At 70.2% G+C, this 25650-nt stretch carries 21 protein-coding genes; 11 read left to right on the top strand and 10 right to left on the bottom strand.

Annotated elements, in window-relative coordinates; translation table 11 throughout:
* Positions 1-97: 97 nt before the first annotated feature.
* On the top strand, positions 98-2848 hold the full coding sequence (gene acnA, locus ABZS69_RS06990; RefSeq protein ID WP_355367792.1) for an aconitate hydratase AcnA: 2751 nt from the start codon (positions 98-100) through the stop codon (positions 2846-2848).
* A 158-nt stretch (positions 2849-3006) separates the two neighbouring features.
* Here acnA and ABZS69_RS06985 read toward each other — a convergent pair whose 3' ends face one another.
* Together ABZS69_RS06985 and ABZS69_RS06980 are read right to left on the bottom strand one after the other, a co-directional pair.
* Positions 3007-3807 carry an ABC transporter permease gene (locus tag ABZS69_RS06985; protein ID WP_355367789.1) on the bottom strand — a complete coding sequence of 267 codons (801 nt, stop codon included), beginning with the start codon at positions 3805-3807 and terminating at the stop codon, positions 3007-3009.
* 16 nt (positions 3808-3823) lie between these two features.
* Complete coding sequence (locus tag ABZS69_RS06980; RefSeq protein WP_355367786.1) at positions 3824-4741, bottom strand: ATP-binding cassette domain-containing protein; 918 nt, start codon at positions 4739-4741, stop codon at positions 3824-3826.
* 69 nt (positions 4742-4810) lie between these two features.
* Between ABZS69_RS06980 and ABZS69_RS06975 the strand changes: the two genes are divergently transcribed.
* On the top strand, positions 4811-5491 hold the full coding sequence (locus tag ABZS69_RS06975) for a TetR/AcrR family transcriptional regulator C-terminal domain-containing protein (protein ID WP_355367783.1): 681 nt from the start codon (positions 4811-4813) through the stop codon (positions 5489-5491).
* On the opposite strand, the gene ABZS69_RS06970 is transcribed toward ABZS69_RS06975, so the two are convergent.
* Positions 5428-6192: a neutral zinc metallopeptidase gene (locus ABZS69_RS06970; protein WP_355367780.1), complete on the bottom strand. Its 765-nt coding sequence runs from the start codon at positions 6190-6192 to the stop codon at positions 5428-5430. The two genes, ABZS69_RS06975 and ABZS69_RS06970, sit on opposite strands and share 64 nt — an antisense overlap.
* A 102-nt stretch (positions 6193-6294) precedes the next feature.
* Here ABZS69_RS06970 and ABZS69_RS06965 point away from each other — a divergent pair, with 102 nt between their 5' ends.
* From ABZS69_RS06965 to ABZS69_RS06945, 5 genes are all read left to right on the top strand, one after another.
* Positions 6295-7029 (top strand): sulfite exporter TauE/SafE family protein, encoded by a 735-nt coding sequence (locus tag ABZS69_RS06965; protein ID WP_355367777.1) that lies wholly within the window; start codon positions 6295-6297, stop codon positions 7027-7029.
* 153 nt (positions 7030-7182) lie between these two features.
* The gene (locus ABZS69_RS06960) at positions 7183-8304 is read left to right on the top strand and encodes a substrate-binding domain-containing protein (RefSeq protein WP_355367774.1); all 1122 of its coding nucleotides are present in this window, start codon (positions 7183-7185) and stop codon (positions 8302-8304) included.
* 49 nt (positions 8305-8353) lie between these two features.
* Entirely contained in the window at positions 8354-9118 is a 765-nt protein-coding gene (locus ABZS69_RS06955; protein WP_355367771.1) for an ATP-binding cassette domain-containing protein, read from the top strand.
* A complete protein-coding gene (locus ABZS69_RS06950; protein WP_355367768.1) occupies positions 9115-10377 on the top strand; it encodes an ABC transporter permease in 1263 nt (420 codons plus the stop codon). Before ABZS69_RS06955 ends, ABZS69_RS06950 begins: the two co-directional genes overlap by 4 nt.
* 35 nt (positions 10378-10412) lie before the next feature.
* Positions 10413-11618: an ROK family transcriptional regulator gene (locus ABZS69_RS06945; RefSeq protein ID WP_355367765.1), complete on the top strand. Its 1206-nt coding sequence runs from the start codon at positions 10413-10415 to the stop codon at positions 11616-11618.
* A 5-nt stretch (positions 11619-11623) separates the two neighbouring features.
* Here ABZS69_RS06945 and ABZS69_RS06940 read toward each other — a convergent pair whose 3' ends face one another.
* From ABZS69_RS06940 to ABZS69_RS06930, 3 genes are read right to left on the bottom strand one after another with little or no spacing between them, the layout of a single operon-like run.
* Positions 11624-12391: a neutral zinc metallopeptidase gene (locus ABZS69_RS06940; RefSeq protein ID WP_355367762.1), complete on the bottom strand. Its 768-nt coding sequence runs from the start codon at positions 12389-12391 to the stop codon at positions 11624-11626.
* Positions 12392-12413: 22 nt separating this feature from the next.
* Positions 12414-13226 (bottom strand): neutral zinc metallopeptidase, encoded by an 813-nt coding sequence (locus ABZS69_RS06935; RefSeq protein ID WP_355367759.1) that lies wholly within the window; start codon positions 13224-13226, stop codon positions 12414-12416.
* A 43-nt stretch (positions 13227-13269) separates the two neighbouring features.
* A complete protein-coding gene (locus tag ABZS69_RS06930; protein ID WP_355367756.1) occupies positions 13270-14130 on the bottom strand; it encodes a neutral zinc metallopeptidase in 861 nt (286 codons plus the stop codon).
* 160 nt (positions 14131-14290) lie between these two features.
* Between ABZS69_RS06930 and dxs the strand changes: the two genes are divergently transcribed.
* Positions 14291-16171, top strand: coding sequence for a 1-deoxy-D-xylulose-5-phosphate synthase (dxs, locus tag ABZS69_RS06925; protein ID WP_355368319.1), 1881 nt, complete (start codon positions 14291-14293; stop codon positions 16169-16171).
* Between the two features lie 138 nt (positions 16172-16309).
* The gene (locus ABZS69_RS06920; RefSeq protein ID WP_355367753.1) at positions 16310-17782 is read left to right on the top strand and encodes an amino acid permease; all 1473 of its coding nucleotides are present in this window, start codon (positions 16310-16312) and stop codon (positions 17780-17782) included.
* A gap of 44 nt (positions 17783-17826) precedes the next feature.
* Here the strand turns inward: ABZS69_RS06920 and ABZS69_RS06915 are convergent, their stop codons facing one another.
* The 4 genes from ABZS69_RS06915 to ABZS69_RS06900 form a co-directional block, all read right to left on the bottom strand.
* Positions 17827-18210, bottom strand: a complete 384-nt coding sequence (locus ABZS69_RS06915) for an SSI family serine proteinase inhibitor (RefSeq protein ID WP_355367750.1) — start codon at positions 18208-18210, stop codon at positions 17827-17829.
* 91 nt (positions 18211-18301) lie between these two features.
* Positions 18302-20392, bottom strand: a complete 2091-nt coding sequence (locus ABZS69_RS06910; RefSeq protein ID WP_355367747.1) for a 3-hydroxyacyl-CoA dehydrogenase NAD-binding domain-containing protein — start codon at positions 20390-20392, stop codon at positions 18302-18304.
* A complete protein-coding gene (locus ABZS69_RS06905) occupies positions 20389-21552 on the bottom strand; it encodes an acetyl-CoA C-acyltransferase (protein ID WP_355368316.1) in 1164 nt (387 codons plus the stop codon). The genes ABZS69_RS06910 and ABZS69_RS06905 overlap by 4 nt, the downstream gene beginning before the upstream one ends.
* A gap of 57 nt (positions 21553-21609) precedes the next feature.
* Complete coding sequence (locus ABZS69_RS06900) at positions 21610-22338, bottom strand: hypothetical protein (protein WP_355367744.1); 729 nt, start codon at positions 22336-22338, stop codon at positions 21610-21612.
* A 211-nt stretch (positions 22339-22549) separates the two neighbouring features.
* On the opposite strand from ABZS69_RS06900, the gene ABZS69_RS06895 reads away from it, so the two are divergent.
* Positions 22550-24031 (top strand): LCP family protein, encoded by a 1482-nt coding sequence (locus ABZS69_RS06895; RefSeq protein WP_355367741.1) that lies wholly within the window; start codon positions 22550-22552, stop codon positions 24029-24031.
* 264 nt (positions 24032-24295) lie between these two features.
* A complete protein-coding gene (locus tag ABZS69_RS06890) occupies positions 24296-25645 on the top strand; it encodes a hypothetical protein (RefSeq protein WP_355367738.1) in 1350 nt (449 codons plus the stop codon).
* The last annotated feature ends 5 nt before the right edge of the window (positions 25646-25650 follow it).

Below are 25650 nucleotides of genomic sequence, written 5' to 3'. Positions count from 1 at the left end.
CGGGCTCGGCTGGTTAGGGTCACCTAACGTGCTGGTCGTGCGAAGAGTGCGGCAGGATTTGGTCTGAGCAAATGTCTGATGGAGGAGGCGAATCACCGTGTCCGCGAACAGCTTCGGCAGCCGTGACACGCTACGCGTCGGCGACGCGTCATACGAGATTTTCCGGCTGGATGCTGTCGAGGGCGCCGCACGCCTCCCGTACAGCCTGAAGATCCTGCTGGAAAACCTCCTCCGCACCGAGGACGGCGCGAACATCACCGCCGACCACATCCGGGCGCTGGGTGGCTGGGACCCGAAGGCGGCGCCGAGCGTGGAGATCCAGTTCACGCCAGCGCGCGTCATCATGCAGGACTTCACCGGCGTCCCCTGCGTGGTCGACCTGGCCACCATGCGCGAGGCCGTGCGTGACCTCGGTGGCGACGCGGCCCGCATCAACCCGCTCGCGCCGGCCGAGATGGTCATCGACCACTCGGTCATCGTCGACTACTTCGGTCACCCCGACGCCTTCCAGCGCAACGTCGAGCGCGAGTACGAGCGCAACCGCGAGCGCTACCAGTTCCTGCGCTGGGGCCAGACGGCCTTCGACGAGTTCAAGGTCGTCCCGCCCGGCACCGGCATCGTCCACCAGGTCAACATCGAGCACCTGGCGCGCGTGGTGATGATCCGCGACGGGAAGGCGTACCCCGACACCTGCGTCGGCACCGACTCCCACACCACCATGGAGAACGGCATCGGCGTCCTCGGCTGGGGCGTCGGCGGCATCGAGGCCGAGGCCGCGATGCTCGGCCAGCCGATCTCCATGCTCATCCCGCGCGTGGTCGGCTTCAAGCTCAACGGCAAGCTGCCCGCCGGGGCCACCGCCACCGACCTGGTGCTCACGATCACCGAGATCCTGCGCAAGCACGGCGTCGTCGGCAAGTTCGTGGAGTTCTACGGCGAGGGCGTCTCGTCCGTGCCGCTGGCCGACCGGGCCACGATCGGCAACATGAGCCCCGAGTTCGGCTCCACCTGCGCGATCTTCCCGATCGACGGCCAGACCGTCGACTACCTGCGCCTGACCGGCCGCTCCGAGGAGCAGATCGCGCTCGTCGAGGCGTACGCCAAGACCCAGGGCCTCTGGCTCGACCCGTCCGCGCCCGAGCCCGTGTTCTCCGAGTACATCGAGCTCGACCTGGCCACCGTCGTCCCGTCGATCGCCGGCCCCAAGCGCCCGCAGGACCGCATCGCGCTGTCGGCCGCCAAGACCACGTGGCGTCACGACGTGCAGAACTACGTCGAGAACAGCGTCGACGAGGCGGTCGAGGAGAGCTTCCCGGCCTCCGACGCGCCCGCCTCCAACGCCGCCGCCAACGGCGGCCGGCCGCGCAAGCCGGTCCCCGTCACGCTGGCCGACGGCACCTCGTTCGAGATCGACCACGGCATCGTCTCGATCGCCGCGATCACCTCGTGCACCAACACCTCCAACCCGTACGTCATGCTCGGCGCGGCGCTGCTGGCCCGCAACGCCGTGGAGAAGGGCCTGACCCGCAAGCCGTGGGTCAAGACCTCGCTGGCCCCCGGCTCGCAGGTCGTCACCGGCTACTTCGAGCGCTCGGGGCTCCAGCCGTACCTCGACAAGATCGGCTTCAACCTCGTCGGCTACGGCTGCACCACCTGCATCGGCAACTCGGGCCCGCTGCCCCCGGAGATCTCCGAGGCGGTGCAGGCCAACGACCTCGCGGTCACGGCCGTGCTGTCGGGCAACCGGAACTTCGAGGGCCGCATCAACCCCGACGTCAAGATGAACTACCTGGCCTCGCCGCCGCTCGTGGTGGCCTACGCGCTGGCCGGGACCATGGATGTCGACCTCGACACCGAGCCCCTGGGCCTCGGCGCCGACGGGAAGCCGGTCTACCTGAGGGACATCTGGCCGTCGCCGGAGGAGATCTCCGCGGTGGTCAACTCCTCGATCGGCCGTGACATGTTCGAGCGCGACTACGCCGACGTGTTCAAGGGTGACGACCACTGGCGCTCGCTGCCGATCCCGACCGGCGACACGTTCGAGTGGGACCCGTCCTCGACGTACGTGCGCAAGGCCCCTTACTTCGACGGCATGCCGTCGAAGCCGGAGCCCGTCACCGACATCGCCGGCGCCCGCGTGCTGGTCAAGGTCGGCGACTCGGTCACCACCGACCACATCTCGCCGGCCGGCTCCATCAAGACCGGCACCCCGGCCGCCCAATACCTGCAGGCCAACGGGGTCGAGGTCAAGGACTTCAACTCCTACGGCTCGCGGCGCGGCAACCACGAGGTGATGATCCGGGGCACGTTCGCCAACATCCGCCTGCGCAACCAGATCGCGCCGGGCACCGAGGGCGGCTACACCCGCGACTTCACCCAGCCCGACGGGCCGGTGTCGTTCATCTACGACGCCTCGGTCAACTACGCCGCGGCCGAGACGCCGCTGGTGGTGCTGGCGGGCAAGGAATACGGCTCCGGCTCCTCGCGCGACTGGGCGGCCAAGGGCACGGCGCTGCTGGGCGTGCGCGCGGTCATCGCCGAGTCGTACGAGCGCATCCACCGCTCCAACCTGATCGGCATGGGCGTGCTCCCGCTGCAGTTCCCCGAGGGCGCCACGGCGGAGTCGCTCGGGCTGACCGGCGAGGAGACCTTCGACATCACGGGTGTCGAGGAGCTCAACTCCGGCGGCATCCCGAGCACCGTGCACGTCAAGGCCACGTCGTCGTCCGCGCACGGAGCTGGGGTCGAGTTCGACGCGGTGGTGCGCATCGACACGCCGGGCGAGGCCGACTACTACCGGCACGGCGGCATCATGCAGTACGTTCTTCGCTCGTTGCTCGCGAAGTGACTTCCCGGGCTCGCGCGCGGTCATGAGCCGCGCGGAGGCCGGGAACCCTTGGCTTCATGCCGGGGGTGGGGTGCGATCCTCACGCGCCCGTATCGGGGGAACCACCCGACACAAAGAAGAGCCGCCCGGCGGGACAACCCCCGCCGGGCGGCTCTTCGTCATCGGGACATCGTCCGGTAACGGTGGACGGCCAGCGGCAGGAACACCGCGAGGATCGCCGTCGACCAGATCAGGCTGGCGGCCACCGGATGCTGCAGCGGCCAGGCCGTGGAGACCGACGTGGGGTTGCCGAAGAGGCCGCGGGTGGCGGCCACGACGGCGCTCATGGGGTTCCAGTCGGCGACGGGCTTGAGCCAGGCCGGCAGACCCTCGGTGGGGACGAACGTGTTGGCCAGGAACGTCATCGGGAACAGCCACCCGAAGGTGGCCGCGTCCGCCTGCGCCCCGCTCTGGATCCACAGGCCGATGTACGTGCCCACCCAGATCATCGCGAACCCGAAGAGCGCCAGCAGCCCGAACGCCGCCGCCGTCGCGCCCAGGCTCCCGTGCGCCCGCCACCCGGTCAGCAGCACTCCGGCCAGCACCATGGCGGACAGCGACAGCAGGTGCATCGACAGGTCGGCCACGCTGCGCCCGACCAGCACGGCGCTGCGGGCGATCGGCTGGGCGCGGAACCTGTCGATGATCCCGCGGGCCATGTCCTCGCCCACGGTGGTGGCGGCCGAGGTCGCCGTCATGGCCATGACCTGCATGAAAATGCCGGGCATGAGGTAGTCGCGGTAGTCGCCGCCGCCCGGCAGGGTGATCGCGCTGCCGAAGACGTAGCCGAACAGCACGGTCATGATCACGGGGAACACCAGGAACCCGGCGATCTCGGCCGGCTGGGCCTTCAGCCGCGAGTAGGTGCGGCCCGCGATGGTGAGGGAGTCGCTCAGGGTCCAGCGCAGCGTCTCGTACATCTCTCCGGCTCCCTTCTCAGGCCGTCAGGTGGAGGAAGACCTCGTCGAGGGTGGGCCGTCGCAGCGCCAGGTCCTCCACGGGGATGCCGGCCGCGTCCAGCGCGCCGGCGATGCGGACGAGTGACTGCGCGCCGTCGGCGGCGGGGACGGTCACCCGCCGCTCGTCGGCGCTCTCGATCTCCTGGGATCCGGCGCTCCTGAGCAGCCGGAGCCCCGCGGGCACGTCCCCCGGCTCCCGGAAGACGACCTGCACGCGGTCGCCGCCGACCTGCCGCTTCAGCTCGGCCGGCGACCCCGCCGCGGCCACCACGCCCTCCCTCAGGACCACGATCTGGTCCGCGAGCCGGTCGGCCTCCTCCAGGTACTGCGTGGTCAGCAGCAGCGTCGTGCCCTCCTTCACGAGGTCGAGCAGCAGCTCCCAGAGCTGCATCCGGCTGCGCGGGTCGAGCCCGGTGGTCGGCTCGTCCATGAACAGCACCGGCGGCGACACGATCAGGCTCGCCGCCAGGTCGAGCCGGCGCCGCATGCCCCCCGAGTACTCCTTGACCGGCCGCCGTCCCGCCTCGGCCAGCCCGAACCGCTCCAGCAGCTCGACCGCCCTGCGCCGCGCCTCGGCCCTGCTCAGGTGGTAGAGCCGCCCGAACAGCTCCAGGTTGCGCCGCCCGGTCAGCAGCTCGTCCACCGCCGCGTGCTGCCCGGCCAGGCCGATGCGGAAGCGCAGCCGGGCCGCGTCGCGGACGACGTCCAGCCCGGCGACCTCGGCTCGGCCCGCGTCGGGGCGCAGGAGTGTGGCGAGGATGCGTACGGCGGTCGTCTTGCCCGCCCCGTTCGGCCCCAGCAGCCCGCAGACGGTGCCCGCCGGGACGTCGAGGTCGATGCCCTTGAGCGCCTCTGTGGCCGCGTACCGCTTGCGTAACCCCTCCGCGTGGATCATCGCAGGCCCCCTTAACAGTGTTAAATCTAACAGCGTTAAGGATGCATTGAACGTTGTTAAGCTGTCAATGTGGCACTCGAGAAAAGCATCATCGTCGCGACCGCGCTACGGCTCCTGGACGAGGTCGGGCTCGACGGGCTGACGCTGCGCCGGCTCGCGGGCGAGCTGGGCGTGCAGGCCCCCGCCCTCTACTGGCACTTCAAGAACAAGCAGGAGCTGCTGGACGCGATGGCGGCGGCGATGATGTCCGGGCACCAGTCCCGCCCGGCGCTGGAGGAGCCCGGCAAATGGCGTGAGTGGCTCGCCGGCTACGCGCACGCCGACCGCGCGATCCTCAACTCCTGTCGCGACGGGGCCAAGCTGGTGGCGGGCACGCGGCCGTCGACCGAGCTGTTCGCCGCGGTGGAGCGGGCGATGGCGGGGCTGGAGTCGGCGGGGTTCGGCGCCGGGGACGCGGCGCGGGGGCTGTTCACGGTGAGCGGGTACGTGGCCGGCTTCGTGCTGGAGGAGCAGGCCGACCGGACGCGGTCGGACGAGGAGCGCGGCATGCCGGACCTGGAGGAGTTCAGGAGGACCTATCCGCGGCTGATGGCGGGCCTGACCGAGGTCGGCGACCCGCAGGGCGACGCGTCGTTCGAGGGCGGGCTGCAGCTGATCCTCGACGGCATGGAGCTCCGCCTGAAGGCTCAGGCCACCTTGGCGGCGGGCGCGGACCAGGTGTCGCAGGCGGAGGGGGAGACCGCCCGGTAGCCGCGCTGCAGCCAGTAGACGCGGGTGGCGCCCTTGCCGTGGCTGCGGTAGCCGTCCTCGTCGCCGCTGGCCCGGGTGGCGTCGAGCAGCGCCGCCCAGTCGTCCCCGGTGCGCCGCAGCGAGCCCCACACGCTGCCGAGGAACACTCCCGACAGGCAGTCGGCCTGCAGCTCGAAGCGCCGCTTCAGCTCGCCCTGGCGGTCGGTCCGGATCTTCGCCTTGTACGAGCGCCAGACGCCGAGCAGGCTCTGCAGGTGGTGCCCGTACTCGTGGGCGGCCACCTTGAACGGGTACAGATCGGTCCTGTCCTCGATCCACCGGCCGGTGAGCGGGAACACCAGGGTGCCGCGCTCGGTGCAGTAGAAGGCGGCCGCCTGCTCGGGCCACGCCACCCCGCACACGGTGCTCGCGGGCTCCTCGTAGTACCGCACGACGGGCTTGCTGAACGCCCATCCGGCCCGCCCGAAGTACGCACCCCACGACTGATCCAGACATTTCATGACAGCGTCGAGGTACTGCCGTGCCCGTGGGATCCCCCCGTACGTGATCGCCGTCTCGGGACAGGCGGTGGCGCGCAGCTTCCCGGCCTTCTTGGAGAACGGGCTGGCGACGGGGGCGGCGTGGGCGATCTGAGCGGGCACGCAGGCGGTCGCGAGGATCGCGACGAGGGCAATAATGCGCTTGAGGGGGAGGGGCTGCACAGGGGGCAGCTTAACGATCAGCGGCGATGCGGCACGACTGCGGCGTCGATCACTCCCGCAGCGGTGACGGCAACGGAGAGTAAAGGTGATTGACTCTCGCCCATGACAGATGCGGCATTGGTGCTGATTGTTGGCGGTTTGGCGGTTTTTGTTGGGGCGATCGTCCAAGGTGGTGTGGGTTTCGGCCTCGGACTGGTCGCCGCTCCCGTGCTCACCATGCTCGACCCCGACCTCATGCCGGGCGCCATCCAGGTCGTCAACGTGACGCTCCCGCTGTTCACGCTGGCCGCCGAATGGCGCACGGTGGACTGGCGCGGGCTCGGGTTCGCGGTGCTGGGGAGGCTGCCCGGGAGCGTCATCGGCGCATTCATCGTCGTCTACGTTTCCGCATACACCCGAGGCGTCTTCGTCGCCGTCATGGTGCTCATCGCGGTGGCCCTGACGGCCAGGGCGCTGAGCGTGCCGCGCAACGGGCTGACCGTCGCCTCCGCCGGGTTCGTCTCCGGGATCACCGGGACGGCGACCGGCATCGGCGGGCCGCCCATGGGGCTGGTGTACCAGCACGCCAAGGGGCCGCAGATCAGGGCGACGCTGGCGATGTTCTTCTTCCTGAGCGCCGCCCAGTCGCTGGTCATCCTCGCAGTGGTGGACGAGCTCCCGGCCCGGGCGCTGACGACGGGGGCGCTGCTGATCGTGCCGATGGTGCTCGGGTTCCTGGTGTCGGGGCCGCTGCGGCGGTATCTGGACGGCGGCAAGGTGCGGACGGCCGTGCTCGTGGTGGCCGCCGGCTCCGCCGTGGCGCTGCTCGCGCAGAACGTGATCGCACAGTTCGCCTGAGGCCGAAGCGCGGAAGATTGAGCTGACGTTTCTGGATTGTTACCCGAAACAACAAACTCCCGACCTACAGGGTCTTCCAAAGCAGGCCATCCCGGAATACGTTGCCGCAAACAACATTCATCCGGGCCCCTCCGGAAGAAAGGACCCTGCACCATGCGCAAGGGGATCCTCAGCCTGACCGCCGCGGCAGCCACGCTCGCCCTCGGTCTCACCGCCTGCGGGGGCGACAGCGGTCAGACCACGGCGACGTCGTCCTCGTCGGCCTCAGCCTCAGCCCCGGCTGCGAAGGCCGGGAAGGTCGGCGTCATCCTGCCGGACAGCAAGTCCTCGGCCCGGTGGGAGACGGCGGACCGCAAGTACCTGGAAGAGGCGTTCAAGGCCGCCGGCGTCCAGTACGACATCCAGAACGCCCAGAACGACAAGACGGCGTTCCAGACCATCGCCGACCAGATGATCACCAACGGCGCGACCGTCCTGATGATCGTGAACCTGGACAGCGGCAGCGGCAAGGCGGTCATCGACAAGGCCAAGTCCCAGGGCGTGGCCACGATCGACTACGACCGCCTGACGCTCGGCGGCGGCGCGGCCTACTACGTCAGCTTCGACAACACCAAGGTCGGCACGCTGCAGGGCGAGGGCCTGAGCAAGTGCCTGACCGACAAGAAGGCCGGCAAGCCGATCGTGGCCTACCTGAACGGCTCGCCGACCGACAACAACGCCACCCTGTTCAAGCAGGGGTACGACGGGGTGCTCAAGCCCAAGTTCGACTCCGGCGAGTACGTCAAGGGCCCCGACCAGGCCGTACCCGACTGGGACAACACCCAGGCCGGCACGATCTTCGAGCAGATGCTCACCCAGCAGCCGAAGATCGCGGGCGTGCTGGCCGCCAACGACGGCCTCGGCAACGCCGCCATCACCGTGCTGAAGAAGCAGAACCTCAACGGCAAGGTGCCGGTCACCGGTCAGGACGCCACCGTCCAGGGCCTGCAGAACATCCTCTCCGGCGACCAGTGCATGACCGTCTACAAGGCCGTCAAGAAGGAGGCCGACGCCGGGGCCAAGCTCGCGGTGGCGCTGGCCAAGGGCGAGAAGCCCACGGCGAGCGGCAGCGTCAAGGACCCCGAGAGCGGTCAGGACGTCCCCTCCGAGCTCCTTGAGCCGCAGGCCATCTACCTCGACAACGTCAAGGACGTGGTGGCCGACGGTTACGTGACCAAGGAGGAACTGTGCACGGGTGACTTCGCCAAGAAGTGCACCGAGGCAGGCATTCAATAAGACCAAAGGGGGCGCGGCCCGACCGGTCGTGCCCCCCTTAGGGAGCACCATGACCCCCCTCCTTGAAGTGCGCGGGATCGACAAGAGCTTCGGCCCGGTGAAGGTCCTGCACAAGGTCGAGTTCGCGGCGTACGCCGGCGAGGTGACGGCCCTGGTCGGAGACAACGGCGCGGGCAAGTCGACGCTGGTCAAGTGCATCGGCGGCATCTACCCCATCGACGCCGGCGAGATCCTGTTCGACGGCAGGCAGGTGAGCGTCCACAGCCCACGCGACGCCGGCGAGCTCGGGATCGAGATCGTGTACCAGGACCTGGCCCTGTGCGACAACCTCGACATCGTCCAGAACATGTTCCTCGGCAGGGAGCGCAAGAGCGGGCTCCTGCTCGACGAGGACAGCATGGAGGAGCTGGCCGAGAAGACCCTCAGCAGCCTGTCCGTGCGCACGGTGAAGTCCATCAGGCAGCAGGTCTCCAGCCTGTCCGGCGGGCAGCGGCAGACCGTGGCCATCGCCAAGGCCGTGCTGTGGAACAGCAAGGTCGTCATCCTCGACGAGCCGACCGCGGCGCTGGGCGTGGCCCAGACCGCGCAGGTGCTGGAGCTGGTGCGCAGGCTGGCCGACACCGGCCTGGCAGTCGTGCTCATCTCGCACAACATGAACGACGTCTTCGCCGTCTCCGACCGGATCGCGGCGCTCTACCTCGGCAGGATGGCCGCCCAGGTCAAGACCGCCGACTTGACGCACGCCCAGGTCGTCGAACTGATCACCTCAGGCCGCAGCGGGGAACTCGGCCTCAAGAACGGGGTCACCCCATGAGCAAGGTCAAAGAACTCCCCGGCGAGGCCATCGCCACGGCGACGCAGTCCCCGTCGATCGGCAACAGCTTCCTCGCCTACATCGAGCGGGTACGCGGCGGCGACATGGGCGCGCTGCCCGCCGTGCTGGGGCTGATCGTGCTGTGCACGGTCTTCGCCGTCGCGCGCCCCGCCTTCGTCACCTCGATCAACTTCGCCAACCTGTTCACCCAGGGCGCCGCGATCACGCTGATCGCGATGGGCCTGGTGTTCGTGCTGCTCCTCGGCGAGATCGACCTGTCCGCCGGCTTCGCCAGCGGCGTGTGCGCGGCGGTGCTCGCCGTCACGCTGACCAGCCTGGGCCTGCCCTGGTACGTGTGCGTGCTGGCCGCCATCGTCACCGGCGTGATCATCGGCACGGTGCTCGGCACGCTCGTCGCCAAGGTAGGGATCCCGTCGTTCGTGGTCACGCTGGCCGCGTTCCTCGCCTTCCAGGGCCTGGTCCTGGTGCTGGTGCAGGAGGGCACGAACATCTCCATCAGGGACAGCGTGATCGTCGCCATCGCCAACAAGAACCTGCCGCCCGCGCTGGGCTGGGCGCTCTACGCGGTCTGCGTGGCGGTCTTCGCCGCCGTGCAGCTCCTGCGGGCCAGGAAGCGCACCAAGCGCGGGCTGGTGGCCGACCCGATGTCGCTGATCGCCGCCCGCGTGGGCGCGCTGGCGGTGCTGGCCGGGCTCTCGGTCTACGTGCTCAACCTGGAGCGCAGCCGCAACCCGGCGCTGGTCTCGCTGACCGGCGTGCCGATCGTGGTGCCGATCATCCTGGTGCTGCTGGTCGCGTGGACGCTGGTGCTGCGCCGTACCGCGTTCGGACGCCACATCTACGCGGTCGGCGGCAACACCGAGGCCGCCCGCCGGGCCGGCATCCCGGTCGACCGGATCAGGATCAGCGCGTTCGTGATCTGCTCCTCGATGGCCGCGATCGGCGGGATCGTGGCCGCGTCCAGGGCCAGCTCGGTCGACCCGAACACGGGCGGCAGCTCCGTCCTGCTGTACGCGGTCGGCGCGGCGGTCATCGGCGGCACGAGCCTGTTCGGCGGCAAGGGCAGGGTGCTGGACGCCGTGCTCGGCGGCGCCGTGGTGGCGGTCATCGAGAACGGAATGGGTCTGATGGGGTATGGGGCCAGTGTGAAGTACCTGGTCACGGGGTCCGTCCTGCTGCTCGCCGCGGGCGTCGACGCCCTGGCACGCAAACGGGCGTCGGCCGCTGGTCTAAGGTGATCAGCGACTCTCAGCCCCCGAAGGAAAACCAGACGATGCGTGCCGGCCCTTCCCAAGAGGACATCAGGCGCCACAATCTCGGCGCGCTGCTTCGCCATGTCCATCTGGGCGGGCCGATCTCGCGCGCCGAGCTGACCTCGCGGATGGGGCTCAACCGCAGCACGATCATGGCGCTGACCTCGGACCTCACCGCCGCGGGGCTGGTACGCGAGGAGCTGCCGCGCGAGACGGGCCGCGCGGGGCGTCCCTCGCTCGTGGTGCGGCCCGAGTCGGCCCGGGTCTACGTGTTCGCGTTCGACGTGGGCCCCGACCGGCTCGCGGTGGCCCGCGTGGGGCTGGGCGGGGTGATACTCGACCAGCGCGAGACGACCCGCGAGCGAGCCAAGTTCGAGCTCGACGAGCTGACCGGGGTGCTGTCCGGCTTCGCCCGGCAGATGCGGCGCAAGACCAGGGACGACACCGTCTGCGTGGGCGCGGCGGCGGCCGTGTCCGGTGGCGTGCGCAAGGCCGACGGCGTGGTGCGGTTCTCGCCCAACCTGCTGGCCGAGGAGATCCCGTTCGGCGAGGAGCTGGGCCGCCGGCTCGGCCTCGGGCTGCCGGTCAGCGTGGGCAACGACGCCAACCTGGCCGCCCTCGCCGAGCACAGCCGGGGCGTCGGAGCCCTCGTCAGGGACCTCATCTACCTGCACGGCGACGTGGGCATCGGCGGCGGCATCATCGCGGGCGGCCATCTGCTCGGCGGTCACGACGGCTACGGCGGCGAGGTCGGCCACATGGTCGTCAACCCCGGCGGGCGCGCCTGCGGCTGCGGGTCACACGGGTGCCTGGAGGCGGAGGTGGGGGAGCGGGCCCTGCTGGAGGCCGCCGGCCGCATCGGCCCCGGGCAGCACGGGCGCGACGCGGTGCGCGCCGTGGTGGAGGCCGCCGACCGGGGCGACATCGAGGCGCAGGACGCGCTCAAGAAGGTCGGTGCCTGGCTCGGCCTCGGGGTGGCGAACCTGGTCAACATCTTCAACCCCGAAATGGTCGTCTTCGGGGGCATCCTCCGGGAGATCTACCTGGGGTCAGCGGCGCAGGTGCGCACCCAGCTCGCCCTGCACGCGATGGCGCCGCAGCGGGAGAGGCTGCGGCTGCGCACGGCGTCGCTCGGGGACGCCGCCCCGCTGGTGGGCGCGGCCGAGCTGGCCTTCGCCAACGTCCTCGCCGACCCCCTGGAGGTCCTCGCCCGCGCCAACGCCTGACCCGGTCAGCCGACTTTCGACCTGGTGGCCGTCCAGGTGTTGCAGAAGCCCGTGGCCCCGCCGCGGTAGCCGCGTTCCTGCCAGAAGGCGAGGTTGCGGGGCTTGCCGTGGATCTCGCTCTCGTCGGCCCTGCGCACCGCGTCGATCCAGTCCTCCCACTCGATCCCCGGCTTGATCGACTCGAGGGCGGCGCTGTAGAAGACGCCGGCGAAGCACTCGGCCTGCATCTCCAGCCGGTGGCTCAGCAGGGCCTGCGCGCCGTCCGACGCCTGCTGGTACAGCGCGTTCTGCGCGTCCAGCACCCCGATGAGCTGCTGGACGTGGTGCCCCCACTCGTGGGCGACGGAGTGCGCGATGTTCATCCTGAACGGGTCGCGCAGGTCGTGTTTCATGATCCGGATGGCGATCGTGCGCTGCTCGGGGCAGTACTGCGCGCCGTTGCTGGTGATCTCCCCGCAGACAGAGCCGCTGCCCGTCGTGATCGTGACCTCGGGCGGGGTGTACGGCAGCCCGGCCGCCGCGAACCGCCCGGCCCAGAAGCGGTCGGCGCACCCGGCCATCGCCCGGTGGAACGCCTTGAGCGAGGCGGCGCTCCCCACGCGGATCTGCGGGACCTGGCAGGTCTGGGCGACCACGTCCCCGCCCATCGCCGCCAGCAGGCCGGCCTGCCCGATACGCGACGCCGCCTGGGCGGGCCCGGAGAAAAGCCCGGAGAAAGTCCCGGAGAAGAAGAGCAGACCCGCGACCATGCCCGCTAAGAGGGATATGCGCACGATCGCGGATCTTAGAGGACTTCTAGGACACTTGGGACTTCGGAGCCTTCCAGGTGTTGCAGCCGCCGGCCGACTCGGTGTCGAAGCCGCGCTTGAGCCAGGCGCCGGTGTTCTTGGCGTTGCCGTGCGTCTTCTCGCCCCAGTTCTCGGCCTTCACGCCGATGGCGGACAGGTCGAGGCCGGTGCCGCCGTTCTTGACCCAGTAGTCGAACTCGGTTTGCTGGCGGCCGAGCGAGTGCCAGACGCTGCCGGTGAACACGCCGGACAGGCACTCGGCCTGCAACTCCATACGGCGCGACTCGTCGAGCACCCGGGCCTCGTTCTTGCCGGTGTACCGCGTCTGGGCGTTGAACATGCCCGTGAGCTGCTGGATGTGGTGGCCGTACTCGTGGGCCAGGACCAGCATCAGCATGAGGTCGGTCGGCTCTTCGACGAGGTTGGCGCTGGCGAAAAAGGTGATCTTCTTGTTGGTCGAGCAGTACAGGGCCTGCACGCCGCCCTCGGGGAATTTGCCGCACCCGGTCTGTGCGCCGGGCTTGGCGATCACCTGCATGGTGGGCTTGGTGAACTTGAAGCCCGCCTTCTTCACCTTGGGCTCCCAAGCGGCGTTGAGGCAGTCGAGCACGACGTCCAGGTAGCCCTTGACCTCCTCCAGGCTGCCGGACCGCACCTTCGGCTCCTCGCACGTGTCGAAGCCGAGCTTGCCCGTCTTGTAGATCGGGCTTTTCGCCAACACGGGCTTGAACGCCGGCGCCGCGGTGGCCGCGTGGGCCGTACCGGCGAAGAGCAGGCTCGCCAGGGCGCCTGCTATGAGCGCCAATCGGGTGATACGCATGAGAAGGCACCCTATTGAATAGGGAGTTCCAGGTAAAGGAATATTAAAGCGTGTTGCGGGCCGTGGCGGACCAGGTGTTGCACGCGCCCGGAGTGCCGCGGTTGAATCCCCGCGTCATCCAGGCCGCCTGCGTCGGGCCCTTGCCGTGGTCGTTCTGGGGCCAGCCCTTGGCGCCGTTCTTCCTGAACCAGTCGACGGTGTACGCCCAGTCGGCGTCGGTGACGAGTTCCGTGCCCTTCATCGTGCTCATGAACACCGAGGAGAAGCACTCCGCCTGCAGTTCCGAATTGCGCGAGAGTTGCAGCCGTTTCGCCTTGCCCGCGACACTCCTGGCGGTCCAGTAGTAGTTCCAGATGCCGGAGACCTGCTGGACGTGGTGCCCGTACTCGTGGGCGATCAGGCGGGTGATGCCCAGCGGGAACGGGTTCCGCAGCTGGTCCTTGCTGATCATCAGGTACATCGTGCGGTCGGTGGAGCAGTAGACGCCGTCGGCGCCGGTGTTCCACGTGCCGCAGGGCGTCCTGACCTTGGCGGTGATGATGCGCAGCCGCGGCTTGGTGAAGGGCAGCCTGGCCTTGCGGAACTGGGCTCCCCACGCCTTGTTGAGGCAGTTGGTCACGCGGGTCAGGAAGCGCCGGTACGCGGTCATGCTCCCGGCCGGCAGGTCGCCGGGCGCGCAGTTGACGTCGGCCAGGCGCCCGGTCCGGTAGAGCGGGTTCGCTGTGGCCAGCGTCCTGCCGAGCGAGGGCCCCTTCTTCGACTCGCTGGCGCCCTTGGCGGGTGGGGAGCCGGCCTGCTGGGCCCCGTTCTGCGGCTCGGCGGAGGTGGTGGCCACGTCGGCCAGCACCAGCACCAAACCGGCCGCTGCCAGGGCAAGCGCCACCATGGCGGCCGCCAGCGCCACGAGTTTACCTTTGGGGGCAGAGTTCATATGTTCCGAAAAACTATCCCAAGATCAGACATATGTGGGTGGATTTGACTCGATGGAGTCAGTGAGGCGCGAGCGAACTAGACTCGTGGTCGTCGGCGCACAAGAGCAGAGGGGAGTCGGATCCGTGAGCGGGTTGCTGGGCTCGATAGAGGGACCGCACGACGTCAAACGGCTCACTGTCGAGGAGCTGACTCGGCTCGCGGGGGAGATCCGCGACCTGCTGGTCGACTCGTGCGCCAGGTTCGGCGGCCACCTCGGCCCCAACCTGGGCGTGGTCGAGCTCACCATCGCCCTGCACCGGGTCTTCGACTCCCCGAACGACCCCATCGTCTGGGACACCGGCCACCAGTCGTACGTGCACAAGGTCCTCACCGGCCGGGCCTCCGGCTTCGAGGCGCTCAAGCAGGAGGGCGGCCTGTCGGGCTATCCGAGCCAGGCCGAGTCGGAGCACGACTTCGTGGAAAACTCCCACGCCTCGACCGCGCTCTCCTACGCCGACGGCCTGGCCAAGGCGTTCAAGCTGCGCGGCGAGCAGGACCGCACGGTCGTGGCGGTGATCGGCGACGGCGCGCTGACCGGTGGCATGGCCTGGGAGGCGCTCAACAACATCGCCGCCGCCAAGGACCTCCGGCTCGTGATCGTCGTCAACGACAACGGCCGCTCCTACTCGCCCACGATCGGCGGCCTGGCCTCCCACCTGTCCAACCTGCGGGTCAACCGCAGGTATGAGGACTTCCTCGACTACGTCAAGGACAAGTTGGGGAACGTTCCCGTGCTCTACGACGCCCTGCACGGCTTCAAGAAGGGCGTCAAGGACGTCCTGGCCCCGCAGGTCATGTTCGAGGACCTCGGGCTCAAATACGTCGGCCCCATCGACGGCCACGACGAGCAGGCCATGGAGGCGGCGCTGCGCAAGGCGCGCGACTTCCGCGGCCCCGTCATCGTCCACGCCCTCACCCAGAAGGGCCGCGGCTACACGCCGGCGGAAAACCACGACGAGGACCAGTTCCACTCGCCCGGCGCCTTCGACCGCGCCACCGGCGCGGAGAAGCCCAAGCCGCGCATCTGGACCAACGTGTTCAGCGAGGAGCTCGTCCGGCTCGGCAAGGAGCGCGAGGACCTCGTCGCGATCACCGCGGCCATGCTCCACCCGACGGGCCTCAACGCGTTCGCCGATGCCTACCCCGAGCGCATCTACGACGTCGGCATCGCCGAGCAGCACGCGCTGACCAGCGCCGCCGGCCTCGCCCTCGGCGGCATGCACCCGGTCGTGGCCGTCTACGCCACCTTCCTCAATCGCGCCTTCGACCAGCTCCTCATGGACGTCGCGCTGCACCGCCTGCCCGTCACGGTGGTGCTCGACCGGGCGGGCGTCACGGGCGACGACGGCCCCAGCCACAACGGCATGTGGGACCTGTCGATCCTCCAGGTCGTGCCGGGGCTGAGGGTCGCGGTGCCGCGCGACGGCGACCGGCTGACCGAGCTGCTGCGCGAGGCGGTGGAGGTCACCGACGGCCCGACCGTGCTGCGCTTCCCCAAGGGCCCGGTGGCCGAGGCGGTCGAGGCGGTCGGCAAGCTGGGCGAGATGGACCTGCTGCGCGCCCCCACGGGCGAGCCCGACGTGCTGCTGGTCGGCGTGGGCCCGATGGCGCAGCTCTGCATGGAGGCCGCGGTCCTGCTCGACGCCCAGGGCATCGCGGCCACCGTGGTCGACCCCCGGTGGGTCAAGCCGCTCGACGAGGCGCTGGTGCTGGCCGCGAGCGCCCACAAGATGGTGGCCGTCGTCGAGGACAACGGCCGGGTGGGCGCCGTGGGCGACGCCGTGGCCCGCCTGCTGCGCGACGCCGACGTCGACGTGCCGGTGCGCACGTTCGGCATCCCCCAGGAGTTCCTCGACCACGCCAAGCGGGCCGTGATCCTCGGCAGGGCCGGCCTGACCGGGCAGGACCTCGCCCGGCAGATCACCGAGGCGGTCGCCAAGCGCACCTCCCACGAGATGCCCGCCCGCCACTGAGCCCCCGGAGCGCCGCGGCGGTGATCATCGGTACGACGATCACCGCCGCGTCCCGGGCTCCTATCCCCGCGGTGAGACTTCGGCGGGGCGATTCCCGGCCACGCATGATCACTCAGGGCGTGGGAAGGATCACCGGGCGTGGACATCTTTCGCACGAAGAGCGTCGAGCAGTCGATCCGTGACACCGAGGATCCGGAGCACCAGCTGCGCAAACGCCTGACGGCCACCGATCTGACCGTTTTCGGCATCGGGGTGATCGTCGGCACCGGGATCTTCGTGCTCACGGGACAGGTCGCCAGGGAGGTGGCCGGCCCGGCGGTGGCGCTCTCGTTCGTCGTCGCGGGCGTCGTCTGCGGGCTGGCGGCCCTGTGCTACGCCGAGTTCGCCTCCACGATCCCGGTCGCCGGCTCGGCCTACACCTTCGCCTTCGCCACCCTGGGCGAGTTCCCCGCCTGGGTGATCGGCTGGGACCTGACCCTGGAGCTGGCGCTGGCCGCGGCCGTGGTGGCGGTCGGCTGGTCGGGCTACTTCGCCGCGATGCTGGCGTCCGCCGGCGTCCATCTCCCCAGCTCGATCGCGGGCGACAACCCCGTGGTGAACGTGCCGGCCGTCCTCATCGTCCTCATCCTCACCACGATCCTGGTGATCGGGATCAAGGTCTCCTCGCGGGTCAACCTCATCCTGGTGGTCACGAAGATCGCGGTCGTGCTGCTGGTGATCGTGGCCGGGCTGTTCTTCGTCAAGGCCGCCAACTACACGCCGTTCATCCCCGAGGCGGTGTCCTCGGCGCGCGTGGAAGGGCTGAAGGCGCCGCTGATCCAGGTGCTGTTCGGCGTCTCGCCGGTCGCGTTCGGGGTGATGGGCATCTTCTCCGCCGCGGCGATCGTGTTCTTCGCGTTCATCGGCTTCGACATCGTGGCCACCGCCGCCGAGGAGACCATCCACCCGCAGCGCGACGTGCCGCGGGGCATCCTCGGCTCGCTGGCCATCTGCACGGGCCTGTACGTGGCCGTCTCGCTCGTCGTGGTCGGCATGCAGCGCTACGACCGGCTCAGCACCTCCGCGCCGCTGTCCGACGCGTTCACCGCGGTCGGCTACGGCTGGCTGGCCGCGATCATCAGCGTCGGCGCCATCGCCGGTCTGACGACCGTGGTGCTCGTGCTGCTGCTCGGCCAGGCCCGGGTGCTGTTCGCGATGTGCCGCGACGGGCTGCTGCCGCGCCCGCTGGCCAAGGTCCACCCGAGCTTCGGCACGCCGGCCCGGCTCACGGTCATCATCGGCCTGGTGACGATGGCGCTGGCCGGGTTCGTGTCGTTCGGCGAGCTGGCCGAGCTGGTGAACATCGGCACGCTCTTCGCGTTCGTGGTGGTCTCGATCGGCGTGATCATCCTCCGGCGCACCCGGCCCGACCTGCCGAGGGCGTTCCGCGCGCCGCTCGTGCCGGTGCTGCCGATCGTGTCGGTGCTGGCCTGCCTCTACCTCATGCTCAACCTGCCGGTGCAGACGTGGCTGAGGTTCCTGGTCTGGATGATCGTCGGCGTCGTCATCTACTTCGTCTACGGCTACCGCCACAGCAGGGCGGCGCAGCTCAGGGTCAAGGTCGACGGCTGAGGGGCGGCGCGCCCCGAGCGGTACGCGCCCCACCCCCCAGCGGATCAGAGCGAGAGGAGCGATCCCACCGCGGCCTTCATCATGCAGCCGTTGCTGAACACCTTGGCCCAGTTCACCGTCCTGCCGTGCCAGCGGCCGGCCACCACGACGGCGTGCGGCCGCAGCTCCTTCGTGCAGACGGCGTCCGGCGTGACGTTGAGCTGCCCGGGGTGCCCGTTGACCTTCTGCAGCAGTTGGCAGGCCGCGCGCGGCCTCGGGTGGCTGCCTCCCACGGGCCCGCAGTGGAGCCAGGCCGTCTTCGTCTCCCCGCCCTTGATCGCGTCGACGATTTTGAGCTGCACCCTCGGGTGCGGGGTGGCCGAGGCGGGCGACGACGCGCCCAGCAGGAAGGCTCCGCAGAGGGCGAGGCCGCCGAGTGCTCTCATCATGATTACTCTCCGTCCGTTGAACGGTACTCAACGCTACGACGGAGCCCGGTGAGGGTTTGGGAGGCCCGCCGCGCGGGCCTCCCAAAAGGATTCAGGCGGGCACCGAGGCCACGCCGGGCGGCAGGAAGCGCGGCTGGGCGATGCCGGTCCTGTCCAGGTACGGGGTGATCCCGCCCAGGTGGAACGGCCAGCCGGCCCCGAGGATCATGCACAGGTCGATGTCCTGCGGCGCGGCGACCACGCCCTCGTCCAGCATGATGCGGATCTCCCCGGCCAGCGCCTTCAGGACGCGCTCGCGTACCTGCTCGGCGGTGGAGGGTGAGGCGCCGCCGGAGAAGAGGGCCACCGCCTCCGGGTCGAGCGTGAAGTCGGGCGCGTAGACGCCCGGCTTGCCGGTGGCGACCAGCTTGGCCATGTTCTCCGAGACGCCGAAGCGGTCGGGGAAGGCCCCGTGCAGCGTCTCGGCGACGTGCAGGCCGACGGCCGGGCCGACGAGCTGCAGCAGCGCGAACGGCAACATCGGCAGCCCGAGCCCGTCCAGCGCGTGCTCGGCCACCTCCAGGGGCGTGCCCTCGTCCACGGCCGCCACGACCTCGCCCATGAAGCAGGTCAGCAGCCGGTTGACCACGAACGCGGGGGCGTCCTTGACCAGCACCGACGACTTCTTCAGCGACTTGCCCACCGCGAACGCCGTGGCCAGCGTCGCGTCGTCCGTCGCGGCGCCGCGGATGATCTCCAGCAGCGGCATGACGGCGACCGGGTTGAAGAAGTGGAACCCGACCAGCCGCTCGGGGTGCGCCAGCCCGGCGCCCATCTCGGTCAGGGAGAGCGAGGAGGTGTTCGTGGCCAGCACGCACCCGGCCGAGACCACGGCCTCCACCTCGGCGAACACCTGCTTCTTGACCGCCATGTCCTCGAACACGGCCTCGATCACGAAGTCGGCGTCGGCGAAGGCGTCCTTCGTCAGCGACCCGGTCACCAGGCCCTTGAGGCGGTTGGCCTGGTCGGCCGAGACGCGGCCCTTGCGGAGGAGCTTGTCGACCTCGGCGTGCACGTAGCCGACGCCCTTGTCGAGCCGGGCCTGGTCGAGGTCGGTCAGCACGACCGGCACCTCCAGGCGGCGCGCGAACAGCAGCGCCATCTGCGAGGCCATCAGCCCCGCGCCCACCACGCCGACCTTGGTGACCTTGCGGGCCAGCGACCGGTCCGGCGCGCCCGCGGGCCGCTTGGCGCGGTGCTGCACCAGGTCGAACGAGTAGAGCCCGGCCCGCAGCTCGTCGCCCGTCAGCAGGTCGGCCAGCGCCTCGTCCTCGGCGGCGAAGCCCTCGTCGCGGGAGGCCGTGCGGGCCTGGGCGATCAGGTCGAGCGCGCGGTAGGGGGCGGGCGAGGCGCCGCGCAGCTTCATGTCCACCAGGAAGCGCGCGTCGGCGACCGCCTTCTCCCAGTCCTCGTCGTGAGCCGGCCGCTCCACGGCCAGCTCGCCCTTGACCACGCGGGCGGCCCAGCGCAGCGACTCCTCCAGGAAGTCGGCGGGCTCGAACATCGCGTCCGCGACGCCCAGCTCGTACGCCTCCTTGCCCTTGATCATGCGGTTCTGCGAGAGCGGGTTCTCGATGACGAGCTTGATCGCCTTCGCCGGGCCGATCAGGCGGGGCAGGAGCTGCGTGCCGCCCCAGCCCGGCACCAGGCCGAGGAAGCACTCCGGCAGCGCCACCGCGGGCACGCCCGAGGAGATGGTCCGGTACGTGCAGTGCAGCGCCACCTCCAGCCCGCCGCCCATCGCGGCGCCGTTCACGAACGCGAACGACGGGATCGGCAGCTCGCCCAGCCTGCGGAAGACGTGGTGGCCCAGCGCGCCGATGGCCAGCGCCTCCTCGCGCGTGGACAGGGCGGCCGCGCCCTTGAGGTCGGCGCCGACGGCGAAGATGAACGGCTTGCCCGTCACGCCCACCGCGGCCAGGTCGGTGCGCTCGGCGATCTCCGACAGCGCGCCGTTGAGCGCGAACAGGCCGAGCGGGCCGAACGTGTTGGGCTTGGTGTGGTCGAAGCCGTTGTCCAGCGTGATCAGCGCCATCGTGCCCGCGCCGCCGGGGAGCTGGACGTCGCGCACGAGCGCCTTGGTGACGACTTCGTCGGGGTCGCGCTCGCCAAGCAGCGACCGCCAGGTGTCGATGTTGCTCATGCGAGGTTCTCCCAGATCACAGTGCCGCCCATGCCCATGCCGACGCACATGGTGGTGATGCCGTACCGCACGTCGGGACGCTCGCTGAACTGCCGCGCGAGCTGCGTCATCAGCCGCACGCCCGAGGAGGCGAGCGGGTGTCCGTAGGCGATCGCGCCGCCGTACTGGTTCACGCGGGGATCGTCGTCGGCGATCCCGAAGTGGTCGAGGAACGCCAGCACCTGGACGGCGAACGCCTCGTTGATCTCGAACAGCCCGATCTCCGAAATATCCAGACCCGCGAGCCGGAGCGCCCGCTCCGTGGACGGGATCGGCCCCACGCCCATCACCTCGGGGTCCACGCCCGCGAACGCGTAGGAGACCAGCCGCATCTTCGCGCCCAGCCCGAGCTCGTCCGCGACCTCCTTGGCGGCCACGACGCACCCGGTGGCGCCGTCGTTGATGCCGGAGGAGTTGCCCGCCGTGACGTTGCCGTGCGGCCGGAACGGCGTCTTGAGCGTGCTCAGCCCCTCCATCGTGGTGCCGGGCCGCGGCGCCTCGTCCTCGACCGCCAGGCCCCAGCCCTTCTCGGCCGTCCTGATCGCGGTCGGCACCAGGTCGGGCTGGATCCTGCCGTCGGCGTACGCCTTGGCCGCCCGCTCCTGCGACAGCACCGCGTACGCGTCCGCGCGCCGCTTGTCGATGCCCGGGTAGCGGTCGTGCAGGTTCTCCGCCGTCATGCCCATGACCAGCGCGCTCGGGTCGACGAGCTTCTCCGACAGGAAGCGCGGGTTCGGGTCGACGCCCTCGCCCATCGGGTGGCGGCCCATGTGCTCGACGCCGCCGGCGATGGCCACGTCGTACGCGCCGAACGCGATGCCGCCCGCGACCGTGGTGACCGCGGTCATCGCGCCCGCGCACATGCGGTCGATCGCGTAACCGGGCACGCTCTTGGGCAGCCCGGCCAGCACCGCCGCCGCCCGGCCGATGGTCAGGCCCTGGTCGCCGATCTGCGTGGTCGCGGCGATGGCGACCTCGTCCACTCGCTCGGGGGGCAGGTTGGGATTGCGCCGGACGAGCTCGCGGATGACGCGGACGACCAGGTCGTCCGCGCGGGTCTCCGCGTACAGCCCTTTCGGCCCCGACTTGCCGAAAGGCGTGCGCACGCCGTCGACGAACACGACGTCACGAGAGGAAGGCACGGATTCGCTCCTCGTTGATAGGGTTCCGTGCCTATGCTACTCGTCAGTAACTACTCCGCAGACGAGGGCTGCGGTCAGCAAGGCGTAGACGACTGTGGTGGCCGGCTCCCAGAGATGGGCGCGGGCTCCGACCAGGGCCGCGACCGCCACGGCCGCGACCGTCCAGAGCGCCGCGCCCTCTCTCCGGCGCCCGCCGTGGCCGGGGTCCCACGGATCGCCAGGTGACCCACCCGACCGCAGGGCGCGCGCCAGTGTCCCCAGCGCGTCACGTGCCCACCACAGGACGAACAACACCCCGGTCGCCAGACTCATCAGCGCCAGCGCCTCGGTGGCCCAGCCCAGGGAGTCGGCGAAGCCGTACAGGGCGGCCTCGCGGAAGAAGCGCGGCGCCGTCCAGCCGAGCAGCAGCGTCACCGCCCAGCCGCAGGCCACCACCAGCCTGCTGAGGGGGCGCACGCGTCCCGTGCGGGGGGCGGCGTACAGCTCGCGCTCTTTGTGGCGGACGTGCCGGGCGTGGGTGCCCCAGACGTACTGGGTGATCGCCTGCGCGGGCACCGCGGCCGCGAAGACCACCAGCGACAGCACGGCCAGCGGCAGCGTCTGCTCCCTCGTCTGCGCCCGGTCGGCGAGCAACTGGGCGGTGGCCAGCAGCGCGATCGAGGCGGAGAGGGCGACGAAGGCCCGGCGGCGGGCGGTCCTGGCCCTGGCCCGCAGCCCGGCCAGCTCCTGGGCGCCTGGAGGGGGTGCCATCTCGGTCAACAGCATGAACGTCATCATGGCGTCACTCTGCGTGGCGACGCCCTGGGTTTGCGTGCTTTGGATGGAGCCCTCGCCGGCACGCAACAGTGGCAGCCCCGAGCATTGCCACTTTTATCTGCAAGGAGCGACAGTCCTGGAATCATCGATAGCTCGGTGAGCTACGCGTAGCCGGCTGGCGCGACGCGTTTCTCTTTTTGGGGTGGGTGAAGGGGGGCGCGTGAGGCAGAGTTCGGAACACGTGGTGGATGCTCCGCCGCGGCGCAGGAGGCGTGAGCGTGGCCCGCGACGGCGGGTCTCCACGCTGGGGTGGGTCGGCATCGGGCTGACGCTGGTGCTGGTGGCCGGCTCGATCGGGGCGTACGCGTACTACCGGCGCATCGAGGGCGAGATCCCCCGCGAGCCCATCGTCGTCGGCAGCCGTCCGCCGGACACCGGCGCGCTCAACGTGCTGCTCGTCGGCTCCGACTCCCGGGCGGGCGAGAACAAGAAGTACGGCCCCAACCTCAAGGAGATCGGCGAGCGCACCGACACGATCATGTTGCTGCACATCTCCCCGAACCGGGACAAGGCCACCATGATCAGTTTCCCGCGCGACTCCATGGTCATGATCCCGGAGTGCAAGAGCCGGGCCGGCGCCGTGATCCCCGGCGGCCTGCGCCAGATCAACGCCGCCTTCAACGAGGGTGGCATCAACTGCACGATCAAGACCCTGGAGTCGCTCACCAACATCAGGATCGACCACTTCGTGAAGGTCGACTTCACCGGCTTCAAGGGCATCATCGACGCCATCGGCGGCATCGAGATCTGCCTGCCCAAGGCCGTCAACGACCCCAAGGCGAAGCTGGTGCTCGGCGCCGGCCGGCACGTGGTCAACGGCGAGCAGGCGCTGGGTTACGTACGCACCCGGTACGCGCTGGGCGACGGCAGCGACCTGAGCCGGATCCAGCGGCAGCAGGTCTTCCTCACCAAGGTGCTGGAGGCGGTCACCGACGGCGGCCTGCTGACCAACCCGGCCAAGCTGAACGCGTTCCTGCTGGCCGGCGCCAAGGCCGTCACCCTGGACGACCAGCTCACGCTCGACCGCATGCTGGACATCGCCTACAGCGTCAAGGGCCTGACGACCAAGGAGCTCAAGGGCATCACCGTGCCCACCGAGCCCTATCCGGCCGACAAGAACCGGGTGCAGTTCAGCCAGCCGGCCGCGAGCGACTTCTTCGAGAGCGTGCGCAACGACGTCGAGGTCACCGCCGCTCCCACGCTCGGCAAGTCCGCCGCGCCCAAGATCGACAACGGCCAGGTGCGCGTACAGGTGCTCAACGGCACGGGGGAGCAGGGCAAGGCGCTCAGGGTGGCCGACGAGCTGGCCGCGCAGGGGTTCGTGGTCACGGAGGTCGGCAACGTCGCCGCGACCCCGAAGACCGCCCTCAGGTACGCGAAGAAGGACACCGCCGACGGGCCCGCCTACGGGGACGCGGTGGCGGCGCGGCTGTCGAAGGAGAAGCGGACGCCCGTGGCCGGCAAGGTCCGGCCGATCACCACGCAGCCGTACAAGGTCAGGGCCGCCGCCGCGGCGGCCCCCGGCGGGCCGGTCATCCAGCTCGTCATCGGCGCGGACTGGCCCGGCGTGCGCGTCGTGTCGGCGATCCCCGACTCGCTCAAGGACAAGGTCGTCGACTCCAGCACCAACCCCTGTCTCTGACTCCTGACAGGCCGCCCGGACGCGGTCCGGGCGGCCTGTGGTCCGCCGCGCCGCGCGACGCCGGAGCGTGCCCGCGCGGGTGAATTCCGTGGTCAAACCCCCTGCCAGGGGGCTTGTCGGCTCACCAACAGCGCGCTGTTCATCGCCTAGAGTGACGAATGTTACGGAGAGTGGTTTTAGGGAAACATGTGAAATTTCCGGACAAGTGATGGTTGGGTCTGCTAGGAAAGGGCGCGGTCCGAATTCGTACTAGAGAGGTTCATCGTGGCGCGCGACGAGAACGACAGGCCTTATGAGGAAGGGCAGGGGAGGTCGTTAAACCCCGACCTGACGGGCGACGTGCTGTCCCCGCGGTGGAGCACCGATGACACCGACGAGCAGCCCGCCATCCAGGTCGTCGGCAACGAGACCTACATCCTTCCGCTCGACAAGAGCGAGCCGCAGCTCATCGGCGGTCGTGACCTGCTCGACGACGGCCCGCACGACGTCCTCGGCGGACAGAGCGACCCCCTCGACCGCCCGGGTCAGCGCGACCTCTACGGCGACCCGCTCGACTCCGGGCAGCGCGACCTGTACGGCGACCCGCTCGACGTGGGGCCCTCGCGTGACGTCTACGTGGCTGGCGACCCGCTTGACGGGAGCAAGCGCGACGTCTACGCGGCCGGCGACCCGCTCGACGGGAGCCACCGCGACGTGTACGGCGGGCCCAGCGGCGCGCACGACGTGTACGGCGGGCCCAGCGGCGCCCATGACGTGTACGGCGGCGCCAGCGGTCCCCACGACGTCCTGGGCGCCAACGACCTGGGCGGCCCAAGCGGCCCGCATGACACGCTCGGCGGGGCCAGCGGCCCCCACCGCATCGACGACGACAACCCGTACCTGCCGCTGGACCGGAGCTACGACTCCGGGTTCGACGACGACCGCGACGACGACCGGCCCAAGCGCGGCTTCCTCGGCTCGGGCTGGACGGACGACGCGGACGAGAAGCGCCCGCAGGGGCGCTCGGGCAGCCGCTCCGGCGGCGGCGGTGGTCGCGACGGCGAGGACGGCGAGGTGCGCCGCCGGACCAGGAAGCTGCTGGTGGTCGCGGCCGCGGTCGTGCTGGTCGGCGTGGGCGCCGGCTTCATGCTCACGGGCAACTCCTCCGACGACCCCTGCAAGGGCGGTCAGTGCGCCAGCGCGGGAGAGGTGACGCGCCCGTCCGAGTCGGCGGCCCCCGAGGACACGCCCTCGGAAGAGGAGGAGTCTCCCGGGACCGAGGATACGGACACCCCGGAGCCGACCGATACTGAGTCCGATACCCCGGCCACGACCCCGCCCACGCGGGCGGCCCGGCACACGCGCGAGCCCTCGGCCCGCCCGACGAACACGCGTATCGGCGAGCCGACGGCGAAGGCCAGCACCAGGCCCACCCGCAGGCCGCAGAACGAGTCGCCCGCCAGCGGCGACAACGACACGGACACGACGGACAGCACGGTGTCGACCAAGGCGCCGGAGTCGAAGTCCACCCAGGCGCCGGCGCCACAGACCCAGGCGCCGCAGACCCAGGCGCCCGCGCCCACGCCCACCAAGGAGAGCAAGGGAATTCTGGACATCCTGTTCCCCTGGGCCTGAGACGT

Source organism: Nonomuraea sp. NPDC005650 (assembly GCF_040605375.1).
Lineage (GTDB): Bacteria > Actinomycetota > Actinomycetes > Streptosporangiales > Streptosporangiaceae > Nonomuraea.
This window is presented reverse-complemented; position numbering and strand designations above follow the sequence as displayed.